Raw genomic sequence first — 13022 nt, 5'->3', positions numbered from 1 at the left:
TATTAAATTTGAAGAATAAAATAATTAATCTAATAAAGTTTAGGAGTTTAAGAATCAAATTCGTAGTTGCTGTGCTAGGGTCATTATTGGTTGGACCTTTTATTGCTGATAAGCTAAATGTTTTTATTAGTGGACAGTTTTCTGGTAGTGAGACCTCATTATTTGTTTCAACAATGATTGATACTGTTGTTGTAACGGGGGTTATCTTGTTTTTAACAAATAGAATGATTATCAAACCTATTAAGCAGATGGCTAATTTGACTAAAGAGCTTGCTGAAGGTAATCTTGATGTTGAAACAATGGAAGTCAAACGTAATGATGAAATTGGTTATTTACAGCAGGAGTTAAATCAAATGGTTATGAATATGAATCAAATACTGGAAAAAATTAATCTAACTACAGAAAATATTAATGATATTAGTGGTAATCTATCAACTGCTTCTGAAGAGTCTGGAAATATGGCAGAACAGGCTTCTTCATCTATTCAGGAAATAGCTAATAATTCACAAGTTCAAGTTAATTTAGTTAATGGTTTAACTACCAGCATAAAGGAGATGGCAGGAGATATAAGTACAGATCAAGGCCACTCAATTAAGGCTATTTCTAATGCAGCTAATGAAGGTACTGGGATTATTAATAACACAGTATCTACTATTACAGAGTTAACTCAAAGAATTAATAAATCTACAATAACAGTAGAAGAGTTAAATCAATTTACTCAGAGAATTAGCAATTTTGTTGGAGCAATTACTAATATTGCGGAGCAAACAAATTTATTGGCTTTAAATGCTAGTATTGAGGCTGCTCGGGCTGGTGAACATGGAAGTGGTTTTGCTGTAGTTGCAGATGAGATTAGAGAGTTAGCAGTGGAATCTAATACTGCTGCTGAGGATATTGTCGGTCTAATTAAAGAGATGAAAAAGAAATCAGAAACTACTGTTGATGAAATGAAGGTTGGTCAAGAAAAGGCTAATTCTAGCTTAAAGGCTATTAACCAAGCTGATGAAGCATTTGTAAATATCAAAGACAGAGTAGCTAAACTTGACCATACCTTAGTAGATATAACAGAGGTTATGAATGGAGTTGCTGATTTCACTGAAGGTATTTCAGCTGCAGCCCAAGAAGTTGCTGCTATTAGTGAGGAACAGTCAGCAGAGGCTCAACAGACTGCTGCTATAGCTGATAGTTTAGATCAAATAGTAGAAGATTTACAGGAGTTAGTAGAGCAAATAAGTCTATATAAAGAATAATAAACTTGACAAAGTTATTTTTATCTTGTATATTTTTAAATGAAGTAGACATAATAGAATTAATAAAAATATTATATACATGATAAATGCATTGAAGGGAAGAGTAGAGTTGATAAGTTCTAATCTTTGTAAGAACTTATCGCTCACGAAGGGTATTTAGATGTATTGAATAAGAATGTTATCTATATGATAAATGCATTGAAGGGAAGAGTAGATACCTAATCTATTTACAGAGAACTGGTGTAGCTGAGAACCAGAATAGTAAAGGTGTTGAAGATGGTCCTGGAGCTATATGGTTGAATCTTTAGTAGGTCATATCGGTTAACTACCGTTACTAGTTTAAAGAGTGGTCATACAAATTTGTATGGCAATTAGGGTGGTACCGCGACGAAATTTAACCTCTCGTCCCTATAGTAGGGATGAGAGGTTTTTTATATTTAATTGATAATGGAATATATACAATTGATAATTAAAAATTACATGTTAATGTTAGTTGTAAATTTCATAAACAAGGGGAGGAATTAAAATGAGTGACAAAACTTTTTATGTAACTACACCGATTTATTATCCAAATGATAAACTGCATATTGGTCATACCTATACAACTACTGCAGCTGATACAATTACGAGATTTAAGCAATTGCAGGGTTATGAAACAGAATTTATTACTGGGTCTGATGAGCATGGTCAGAAGATTCAAAAGAGTGCTGCTAAGCATGATATGTCTCCTAAAGAGTATGTTGATGGTATAGTAGAAACTTTTAAAGATTTATGGGAAAAATTAAAGGTCGATTATACTAAATTTGTTCGTACTACTAGCGATGATCATAGAGCAGATGTAGAGTATATCTTTAAGAAGGTCTATGATAAAGGTGATATTTATAAGAGTAAATATGAAGGGTATTATTGTACTCCTTGTGAGACTTATTGGACTGAAAGACAGTTAGATGAAGAGGGCAATTGTCCAGATTGTAACCGGGCAGTAGAATGGATGGAAGAAGAGAGTTACTTCTTTAAAATGTCTAAGTATCAAGATAGATTATTAGATTTTTTAAATGATAATCCTGATTTTATTCAACCAGCTAAGCGTCGCAATGAGATGATTAACTTTATCAAAGAGGGATTAGAAGATTTATGTGTTTCTAGAACAACTTTTGATTGGGGAATCCCTGTTCCAGTTGATGATGATCATGTTATTTATGTTTGGTTTGATGCTTTGACAAGTTATTTAACAGGTATTGATTGGAATAGAGATGAGGAGAAATTTAATAAGTTTTGGCCTGCTGATATTCATATTGTAGGTAAGGATATTTTAAGATTCCATACAATTATTTGGCCAACTATCTTAATGGCAGCAGATTTACCTTTACCTAAGAAGGTCTTTGGACATGGTTTCTTATTAGTTGATGGTGGAAAGATGTCTAAATCTAAAGGAAATGTAATTGATCCAGTTAAGTTAATTGATGATTTTGGTGTAGATGCTGTTAGATATTATCTTTTAAGAGAGATTGCTTTTGGTACTGATGGCTCTTATTCTACTGATAACTTTATTCAAAGAATTAACTCTGATTTAGCAAATGATTTAGGTAATTTATTAAACCGTACAGTAGCAATGGTAGATAAGTACTTTGGTGGAGTGGTTCCAGAAGCTAAGGTAGAGACTGAATTTGATGATGACTTAGAAGAAGTGGCGACTATTACTTTTAAAGCAGTCGAAGATAATTTAGAAAATTTACAGTTTAGTGTAGCTTTAGAAGAGTTATGGAACTTAGTTAGAAGAACTAATAAATACATTGATCAGACTACTCCATGGGTCTTAGCAAAGGATGAAGATAAGAAAGCTGAATTAGGAACAGTACTATATAATTTATTAGATAATCTAAGAAGAATTGCAATTGCTCTAGTACCCTTCTTACCTGAAGCACCAGCTAAGATGTGGGAACAATTAGGAATTAAAGATAGTTTAGCAGATCAAAGTTGGGATAATGTTAAATCAAAAGCTTTATTAGAATCAGGTATCAAGGTAAATAATGGAGATCCAATCTTCCCAAGAATAGATGCTGATGAATATTATCAAAAATTAGATAAAGAGAAGAAGGAAGAGCAAGCTAATAAGAAAGGGGATAATAAAATGTCTGAACAAGAATATATTACTTTTGATGAGTTTGGTAAATTAGAATTAAGGGTAGCTGAAGTATTAGAAGCAGAAAGAATTGAGGGAAGTAATAAATTACTTAAAGTACAGGTTCAATTAGGTGATGAGAAGCGTCAATTAGTTGCTGGAATTGCTAAGCATTATGAAGCAGAAGAGTTGGTGGGTAAGAAAGTAGTAATGGTTGCTAACTTAAAGCCTGCTACTATCTTTGGTGTTAAATCTAATGGTATGATTTTAGCTGCATCTAACGATCAAGGAGAATTAACGGTAACAACAGTTGATAGAGATATTGATAGTGGAGCACAAGTAAAGTAAGTTCAGTGACGAGTTACAAGTAACGAGTAAATAATTAAGAGCTTGTCACTTGTTACCCGTTACTAGTTACTGATTTAGGAGTGATATGTATGTTAATCGATACTCATGCACATTTAGATTTTGATCGTTTTGATAAAGATAGAAAAGATGTGATTCAAAGTTCCTATGATAATGGGATTAAGAAGATTATTAATGTTGGTGCAGATATGAAATCTAGTTATAATTCAGTTGAGTTAGCTAAAGAAAATGATTTTATTTATGCTAGTGTAGGAGTTCATCCCCATGAAGCAGAAGGGTTTAGTGAAGAAGATTATAATAAGTTAAAAGAGCTAGCTCAACATGATAAGGTAGTAGCTATTGGTGAAATTGGTCTTGATTACTACTATGATAATTCACCTCGTTTAGCCCAACAAAGGGTTTTTAGAAGGCAATTACAATTAGCTAAAGAAGTTGATTTGCCTATAGTTATTCATAGCCGTGATGCCAGAGAAGATACTTTAGAAATATTAGAAGAAGAGGCCAAGGATTTAACTGGGGTCTTACATTGTTATGCTTATGATTTAGAAACGGCAAAAAAGGTTATCGATTTGGGTTTTTATCTTGCTTTTGGTGGAGTGATTACTTTTAATAATGCTAAGGATCTAAGGAGGGTTGTTAAGGAGATTAGCTTGGAAAATATTCTAATAGAAACTGATGCTCCTTATCTTACTCCTGTACCATATCGAGGCAAGAGAAATGAACCTAGTTATGTAAAAGAAGTTGCCAAAAAGATAGCTGAGATAAAGGGGATAGATCTGTCAGAAGTTGCCAAGTATACAACTGAAAATGCTAAAGGATTATTTGGATTAGATTAAAGTTTAAGGGGTATTAGTTGCAATTGCAGTTAATACCCTTTTTCGAAAACATATTTAGTTAATTTTGTGTAATAATTCCTTGTTGATTATTATAAACTATTATGGAGGGATACTTATGACGATAAGTTATCAATTAGGAAATAGTTTATATCTTAACCTAACTAATAGATGTACTAATAATTGTAGATTTTGTGTTAGAAGATTTAAGAAAGGGGTAGGTGAGTATGATTTATGGTTAGATAAAGAGCCTACTTTTAAAGAAGTGATAGAATCAATAGGTGATGATGTTAAATATGATGAATTTATATTCTGTGGTTATGGGGAACCATTAATTAAGTTAGATCTGTTAAAAAAAGTAGCTAGCTATCTGAAAGAAAATTATCCTGAGATTCCTATTAGGATTAATACTAATGGACAGGCTAATTTAATTCATAATAGAAATGTTTTAGTAGAGTTAGAATCTATAATAGATTCTATATCCATTAGTTTGAATGCTCACAATGCTATTATTTATGAAGATATTTGTCAACCTCAACTTGATGAATCTTTTAAGCATTTGATTAATTTTATAATTGAAGCTACAGAATATATACCTAATGTTATAACCTCTATAGTAACTTATCCTGGTGTAGATGTGGATAAGTGTTTTAAGCTAGCGGAGAGATTAGGAGTTAAACTTAAAGTAAGAGAATTTTAATAAGTTTCTCAAGCTGCAAATACTAGCTTATCTTGGCTATATAATAAATAATAAACAAGTTATGAAAATAAAAAAATGGTAAAATAAGAAGGAGTTATTGCTTTAATATCGAAATTGTATTATAATAGAAGTGCAAACGATTTCACAATCAAGAAAAATTCTTCATCTAAATTATGTTTTAATAACTTATGATGGTTTCCTCTATAATCTTTTATAAGCTTACAAGGATGAGGATATTAATAAAATATTTCATGGTAAGAATAATAACTCTTACCTAAAATTTAATTATTTAAAGGGGGAACTACAGTGAAAAAGAGTATTTCAAGTATTTTAATTATTGTATTAGCACTATCATTATTATTGGTTGGGTGTGCTTCTAATGAGGAAGCTCAAAAGCCAACTGAAGAGAAAAAGCAGACTGAAGAAGTTGCTGAGAAAGCTAAAGGTTTAGATTTAAGAGAGGTTAAAGAACCAGTAACAATTAAGTTTTGGGAAATGGCTTATCCAAAAGTTGATGAGACATTAGATTCTTTAATTGCTGAATTTGAGAAAGCAAACCCTAATATTACAGTTGAAAGAACTCACATGGAAACAGAAGATTTAAGACAGAATACACAAACTGCTTTCATGGGAGGAAAAGGTCCTGATGTTGTAAGAAGTCCTTTTGACCATGTTGGTCCATTCTCAATTATGGGAATTGCTCAGCCATTAGATGATTTAATGAGCGATGAAATGAAAAATATGTACTTAGACAATGCATTACCAGGTATGACTTTAAACGGAAGTGTTTATGGAGTACCTGATACTATGGGTAACCATTTAACATTACTTTACAACAAAGACTTAGTTAAAGAAGTTCCACAAACTTGGGAAGAATTAATTGCAATGGCTAAAGACTTAACTGTAGATAAAGACAGCGATGGTAAACCAGATCAGTATGGATTAGTATATAACTTAAATGAACCATTCTGGTGGGTTGTTTTCCATGGAGGTTTTGGAGGTTGGGTGTTTGATGAAAATAATAACCCAACTTTAGATACTGAAGCTACAAAAGATGCTATGCAATTTGTTAAAGACTTAAAATTCAAGCATAATATTGTGCCAGATGAATGTGATTATAACTTAGCTGATAGTTTATTTGTAGAAGGTAAGGCTGCTTTTGCTATTAATGGTGATTGGTCTTATGGTAAATATCTAGAAGCAGATACTGTTGATTTAGGTGTTGCTCCTTTACCTAAATTCAAGAAAACTGGTAAATATGCTCAACCTATGACTAGTGGTACTGGTCTAATTATGATTTCTGAATTACCAGAGAATAAGAAGATTGCTGTTATGAAATTTATTAAATTTATGACAAGTAAAGATTCTCAAAAAGAACTTGTTGTTAAACACAAAGTATTACCAAGTAACGCTAGTGTATATGACTTACCAATTATTACAGAAGATCCAGTCATGCAAGGTTCTGCAGCACAGCTGAAAAATGGTAAGGCAATGCCTATTATTCCAGAAATGAGAGCTATTTGGGATGCTATTCGTCCAGTATTACAAAGTGTTATGGCAGGAGATTTAGATCCAGCTCAAGCACCTGCTAAGATGCAAGAAACTGCTGAAAAGAAAATTTCAGAGATGCAGTAATTATAGGTTAAAAAAACTTATGAGGGATGAATTTTCATCCCTCATAAATTTATAACTAAAGGAGAGATTCAAATGAAATCAAAGGAAGGGGTAATTAATAACTCAGGTATATCTAAATTTAAAGATACACTGAGGGAAAATCAATTTTCCTATTATATGTTAATGCCTGCATTTATTGTTGTGTTTTTAGTCGTAGTTTATCCGTTCTTTTATAATTTTAGATTAGCCTTTTCTGATTTGAATATGTATACATTTAGACCTTTTATTAAGCATGGAAAGCTAACTTATATTGGATTTCAAAATTTTATTGAGGTATTATCAAACAGTAAATTTTGGGTTGTATTTATGCGTACAGTTATTTGGACTACTATTAATATCATTTGTCATGTTGGTTTTGGAATTTTCTATGCTATCTTACTAAATCGTAACCTTAAATTTAAAGGTATTTATCGTACTCTATTAGTTATTCCGTGGGCAATACCGCAATATATTGTAGTTTTAGTCTGGAAAGGAATGTTTAATTATAGATATGGTGCTGTTAACTTATTTTTGACTAAGTTTGGGATAGAACCCATTTCTTGGTTAAGCAAGCCATTAACAGGTTTTTCTGCTGCTATTTTAGTTAATGTATGGCTAGGTATTCCTTTTATGATGATGATTGCTTTAGGTGGATTGCAGAGTATTGATCCTAACTTTTATGAAGCTGCAGATATAGATGGTGCAAATAATTGGCAAAAGATTAGACATATTACTTTGCCATTATTAAAACCAGTAATGGCTCCGGCAGTGGTGTTAGGGGTAGTTTGGACCTTTAATCAATTAAATGTTATCTATCTATTAACTTACAATACTTTAACTGATAAAATTGATATTTTGGTAACTTATGTATATCGTGCCGCCTTTGAATTCTATCGATATGGATATGCTGCTGCATTTTCTGTAGTAATATTCTTCATATTATTTATATGGGGAGTTAGCTTTATGAGATTAAATGAAGAAGAAGGGGGAAGATAGAAGATGGCACTTAATCATGATAGTAAATTGAAAAGATTTTTGATTCATTTGTTCTTATTAATTTCTGTAGTTATTGCTCTTTATCCGGCTTTAAGAGTATTTGGAACTTCTTTAAGACCAAATGATTCTTTGCATACAACTAGCTTAGCTATTTTCCCAGAAAATCCAACTTTCAACGCATATAAGAGATTGATTTTTGAATTAGATTTTCTAAAATGGTTAAAGAACAGTTTGATAGTATCTTTCTTTACTGTTGCTTTAGGAGTTACTTTGGCTTCTACTGCTGGATATGTATTTTCTCGCAAGAGATTTCCAGGTAGAAGAGCAGGTTTAATGTTCTTTTTAGTAACTCAAATGTTTCCAGCTACAATGTTAGTTTTGCCACTATTCTTATTGTTAGCTAAAGTGGGATTAACTAGTGATGATATTGTAATACCTATCTTGGGGATGGCAAAAGCCCATATCGGATTAATAATTATGTATTCTACAACTGCTTTACCGTTGTGTGTATGGCAGATGAAAGGATATTATGATACTATTCCTGATAGTTTAGAAGAGGCTGCTTTAGTAGATGGTTTAGATCAATTTCAGGCCTTTTATAAAATAATATTACCTCTAGCTACTCCGGCATTAGTTATTACTACATTATTTACTTTTATGACTGCTTGGAATGAATATATGATTGCTAGAGTTATAATGACCGATGAGAAATTATACACTTTGCCAGTAGGTTTGACAAAATTAGCTGGTGATTTTAATGTAGAATGGTCAACTTTCTCAGCTGCGTCTGTATTAATTATGATACCAGTAATGGCTCTGTTTTTAGGTTTGTCTCGTTATCTAGTTGGCGGATTAACATTAGGTGGAGTGAAGGGTTAGAACTATTAAGCCATAGACAATTGTCTATGGCTTAATTATTTGTAAAACAAATAGAAATAAATTATCGGTTTAGAGAGGAAGATAAGAATGCCTACTATTAAAGATGTGGCAAAAGACGCAGGAGTATCACCTTCTACTGTCTCTAGAGTTATCAATGATCATCCTAGAATAAGTAATGCAACTAAGAAAAAAGTTAAAAAATCAATGAAGAAGATTGGATATCATCCAAATATTATTGCTCAAAGTTTAGTTAAGCAGAAGACTAATACTATAGGATTAGTTATGCCTTATTCGGCTGAGGAAGCTTTTGCTAATCCTTTTTATTCAGAAATATTACGAGGGATTGGAGCTGTAGCCCAAGAAAAAGGTTATAGTATATTATTGATTACTTGTGATGGACAAGAAGAGGTAGAAGCAAGTCTGCGAGCAGTTAAAAGTAAATTAGTAGATGGAATATTAATTCTAAGAGCTAAAAAAGATGATATTCTTCTAAAAAAACTTAGGGAAGCGGAAGTTCCTTTTGTTATAGTTGGACGACCTGAAGATGCTGATAAACATTACTGGGTTAATAATGATAACATTAAAGCTAGTAAAAATTTAGTCCAACATTTAATCGATTTAGGCCATAAAGATATTGCTTTGATTACTGGTGGTAGCGAGTATATAGTTTCCCAAGATAGATTAGATGGATATAAATTAGCCTTAAAGGAGAATAAAATAAAGTATAATCCTGAATATATAATTCATATTCATGGTAATGAAGAGATAATTTCTAAGAATACTAAAAAGTTATTAAAGAAAAATCCTGACTTAACTGCAATCTTTGCTGTAGATGATTTAATGGCGTATCGTTCTATATTAGCGATTAAAGAGTTAGGTTTGAAAGTTCCTGAAGATATATCAGTAGTTGGATTTAATAATAATCCTTTATCACAATTGATAACTCCATCATTAACTACTGTAGATATTAATACCTACCAACTTGGTGAAGAAGCAACTAGTATCTTAATAAATGTTATAGAGAATAAAATATCAGAATATTATCATAAGATAGTAGAAGCAAATATTATTATTAGAAATTCTTGTGATAAGATTAAGTTTTAAATTATAAATTTTTATGGTTGGATAAACTAAAGAAAAGAGTTAATTAAGGGTGATAGTAAAGTGATAAAAGAGGTAATTGTAGTTGAAGGAAGAGATGATGTAGATGCAATAAAAAGGGCTGTTGATGCTGAAGTTATTATAACACAAGGTTTCTCTTTGTCTTCGAATGTAATAAAAAGAATAAGGCTAGCTCAAAAAAGAAAAGGTGTTATTATCTTTACTGATCCTGATCATGCTGGTAAAATGATTAGGAGGAGAATAAAGAAAGCTGTACCTGGTTGTAAGGATGCTTATTTATCACAAGATAATGCTAGTAAAGCAGGAGACATTGGAATTGAGAATGCTAGCCCAGATGCTATTAGGGAGGCCTTAGCCAAAGCTAAAGCAGATCACCAAGAAGCAGATCAGCTTTTTATTAAGGATGATTTAGTTGCTCTTGGTTTAATAGGTGGTAGTGAATCCAAAGAATTAAGAGATAAGGTTGGTAATGAGTTAGGAATTGGGTATGCTAATGGTAAACAATTTTTAAATAGACTAAATAATTATGGAATTACTAGAGAAGAATTCATATCAGCATTAGAAAAGTTTAATTGAGGTGTTAATAATGGAAATTGCTAATCCGAGTAATACAAAAGAGATTTTAAGGAAACATAACCTAAACTTGAAGAAGAGTTTAGGTCAGAATTTTTTAATTGATAATAATATCTTAGATAAAATAGTTGAAACTGCTAATTTAACAGAAAATGATACAGTTATTGAAATTGGCCCCGGGATTGGTTCTTTAACTCAAAAGATGGCCAAAGTAGCCAATAAAGTCATTGCTGTTGAGTTAGATAATAGATTGATTCCTGTATTAAATGAGATCTTTGAGGGGTATAATAATGTGGAGATTGTTCATGGTGATGCATTAGAGGTTGATTTTTCTCAGTTGGTAGAGGGGAGTTTTAGAATTGTTGCTAATCTGCCTTATTACATTACTACTCCAATTATTATGAGACTGTTAGAAGAAGATTTTAACGTAGAAGAGATTGTTGTTATGGTACAAAAAGAAGTAGGAGAGAGAATGGTAGCCAGCCCAGGAGGTAAGGATTATGGTATCTTATCTATTGGTGTGCAATATCATACTAAAGCTGAAATATCCTTTATAGTTCCACCTTCTGTATTCATACCACAGCCTAAAGTTGAATCTGCAGTTATTAATTTAAAGGTTGATAAAAAGGCTGCTGTAGATCTTATAGATGAAGACTTCTTCTTTAAGATTGTTAAATCAGCTTTTCATCAAAGAAGAAAAACGATTAGAAATTCTTTGACTAAAGCACCATATATTAATTTAAGTAGAGATCAAGTTGATCAAGCCTTAGAAGAGGTAGGTATTGATTCTAGAAGAAGAGCAGAGAAATTAAGTATTGAACAATTTGCTAAATTGAGTAATGTTTTATTTGGATTATATAGAAGTAAAGAATAATTTTGAATAAATTTATTTTTTATTTATACTTAAGTTTTAATATCGATATTTAAGAAAATATTACTTAATATGTCTAGAATATTTGAATTTTGATATGTTTTTTGTTATAATTATCTATTTGACTTGTCAAATAATATTTGGTATAATTAGTAATAGTAATTCCAGAAGGGTGGGTCAAGATGTCAGATAACATTTTAAAGCAAATTAAGAGTGACTTAGACTCCTTTGTTGGAAAAAAGGTGAGATTAAAAGCTAATCAAGGGCGACGTAAGATTATTGAAAAAGAAGGAATTTTAGAACAAACATACCCTAAAGTTTTTGTTGTAAAAGTTGATGAAGATCAAACTCCTCGGCGTATATCATATAGTTATGCTGATGTATTAACAGAAACTGTTGAAGTGAAAATTAAAGAAAATAATATGAAAATTGGCTGTATTAGTGTCTGATTTTTTAAAAAACACTGTGTACTATATAGTACACAGTGTTTTTTTATTTTTACAAAAGCTTTCTAATATTTAATTAATAAATTTTTATTCTCTCTTTCACAAAAGTATTATTAGTGAATATACTGTATTAGTTGAAAGGGGGGATATGAAAGAATGGGAGATATTAGGGAAATAATAAATAAGTACTTAGATAATATACTATCATTAGATAATGTAGTAGGTGTTGGTCAGGGATATAAAGAAGTTGGTGGCAAGAGAACTGATGAAGAATGTGTAGTTGTTTTAGTTGAGAGCAAGGTAGGAATTACAGATTTAGATGAGCAACATCTTATACCTCAAACTATAGGTGATAAGAAAACTGATGTTATTGAAGTTGGTAAGGTGGAACTATTGAGTAATAATGATAAGGTTAGAGTGACTAAATTAAGGCCTGCTCAACCTGGTATTAGTATTGGACATTACAAGATTACTGCAGGAACCTTTGGGGCTGTAGTTAAAGATAACAAAACTGGTGAACCTCTTATTTTGTCTAATAATCATGTTTTAGCCAATATTACTAATGGTAATGATGGTAGGTCTAAAAAGGGTGATCCTATTTTACAGCCTGGTAGTTATGATAGTGGTAATGAAGAAGAAGATACAATTGCTCACTTGGAACGATTTATACCTATTTACAATGATCAACCACCTACTTGTCCATTAATGTTTGGTTTAAATAGATTATTAAAAGGATTTAGCAAAGTCATTGGAGCCCCTTATGAAGTAAAGCCATCAGCAGTGGAAAATAAGGTTGATTGTGCAGTTGCTAAACCTAAAAGTCCAAATTTAATTGATACTGAAATTTTAGGGATTGGAGAAGTACAAGGCATATCTGAACCTGAATTAAGAATGTTAGTAAGAAAAAGTGGTCGAACAAGCGGAGTAACATCAGCTAGAATAAAGGCTGTTAATGCTACTATTAAAGTACAACTATCGGAATCAGAATCTGCTGTATTTACAGATCAAATTATAACTGATCCTTTTTCAAAACCAGGAGATAGTGGTTCTTTAGTTCTTAATGAGAAGAATGAAGCTGTAGGATTATTGTTTGCCGGGTCAGAGAAGAGTACAATTTGTAATAAGATAAAGAATGTCTTGGAGGCATTAAAAATAACCTTTTAATATTTGTTATTGGCAGACTTTTGTCTGCTTTTTTATTTTTTATAAAT

General features: G+C 31.5%; 12 protein-coding genes and 1 other annotated feature. All 12 genes read left to right on the top strand.

Going from position 1 to position 13022, the window contains the following annotated elements:
• Positions 1-8 precede the first annotated feature (8 nt).
• Positions 9-1250 carry a methyl-accepting chemotaxis protein gene (locus OREMA_RS0105650; protein WP_157280002.1) on the top strand — a complete coding sequence of 414 codons (1242 nt, stop codon included), beginning with the start codon at positions 9-11 and terminating at the stop codon, positions 1248-1250.
• Positions 1251-1439: 189 nt separating this feature from the next.
• Positions 1440-1663 (top strand) — a binding site (T-box leader).
• A gap of 113 nt (positions 1664-1776) precedes the next feature.
• Positions 1777-3720, top strand: a complete 1944-nt coding sequence (gene metG / locus OREMA_RS0105645; RefSeq protein ID WP_018248310.1) for a methionine--tRNA ligase — start codon at positions 1777-1779, stop codon at positions 3718-3720.
• An 89-nt stretch (positions 3721-3809) separates the two neighbouring features.
• Complete coding sequence (locus OREMA_RS0105640; protein ID WP_018248309.1) at positions 3810-4574, top strand: TatD family hydrolase; 765 nt, start codon at positions 3810-3812, stop codon at positions 4572-4574.
• Between the two features lie 115 nt (positions 4575-4689).
• The gene (locus OREMA_RS0105635) at positions 4690-5271 is read left to right on the top strand and encodes a TatD family nuclease-associated radical SAM protein (protein ID WP_018248308.1); all 582 of its coding nucleotides are present in this window, start codon (positions 4690-4692) and stop codon (positions 5269-5271) included.
• A gap of 306 nt (positions 5272-5577) precedes the next feature.
• Entirely contained in the window at positions 5578-6906 is a 1329-nt protein-coding gene (locus tag OREMA_RS0105630; RefSeq protein ID WP_018248307.1) for an extracellular solute-binding protein, read from the top strand.
• Positions 6907-6978: 72 nt separating this feature from the next.
• Positions 6979-7920 (top strand): carbohydrate ABC transporter permease, encoded by a 942-nt coding sequence (locus OREMA_RS0105625; RefSeq protein WP_018248306.1) that lies wholly within the window; start codon positions 6979-6981, stop codon positions 7918-7920.
• 3 nt (positions 7921-7923) lie between these two features.
• Positions 7924-8799: a sugar ABC transporter permease gene (locus OREMA_RS0105620; RefSeq protein ID WP_018248305.1), complete on the top strand. Its 876-nt coding sequence runs from the start codon at positions 7924-7926 to the stop codon at positions 8797-8799.
• An 87-nt stretch (positions 8800-8886) separates the two neighbouring features.
• Positions 8887-9903 (top strand): LacI family DNA-binding transcriptional regulator, encoded by a 1017-nt coding sequence (locus OREMA_RS0105615; protein WP_018248304.1) that lies wholly within the window; start codon positions 8887-8889, stop codon positions 9901-9903.
• Positions 9904-9963: 60 nt separating this feature from the next.
• Positions 9964-10497: a ribonuclease M5 gene (gene rnmV, locus OREMA_RS0105610; protein WP_018248303.1), complete on the top strand. Its 534-nt coding sequence runs from the start codon at positions 9964-9966 to the stop codon at positions 10495-10497.
• A gap of 10 nt (positions 10498-10507) precedes the next feature.
• Entirely contained in the window at positions 10508-11368 is an 861-nt protein-coding gene (gene rsmA, locus OREMA_RS0105605) for a 16S rRNA (adenine(1518)-N(6)/adenine(1519)-N(6))-dimethyltransferase RsmA (protein WP_018248302.1), read from the top strand.
• A gap of 179 nt (positions 11369-11547) precedes the next feature.
• Complete coding sequence (locus OREMA_RS0105600; protein ID WP_018248301.1) at positions 11548-11814, top strand: Veg family protein; 267 nt, start codon at positions 11548-11550, stop codon at positions 11812-11814.
• 153 nt (positions 11815-11967) lie between these two features.
• The gene (locus OREMA_RS0105595; protein WP_018248300.1) at positions 11968-12975 is read left to right on the top strand and encodes a chymotrypsin family serine protease; all 1008 of its coding nucleotides are present in this window, start codon (positions 11968-11970) and stop codon (positions 12973-12975) included.
• The last annotated feature ends 47 nt before the right edge of the window (positions 12976-13022 follow it).

Origin of the sequence: Orenia marismortui DSM 5156, from assembly GCF_000379025.1 — a bacterium.
Lineage (GTDB): Bacteria > Bacillota > Halanaerobiia > Halobacteroidales > Halobacteroidaceae > Orenia > Orenia marismortui.
The sequence above is the reverse complement of the archived record's forward strand: the minus strand, read 5'-3'. Positions and strand labels throughout refer to the sequence as shown.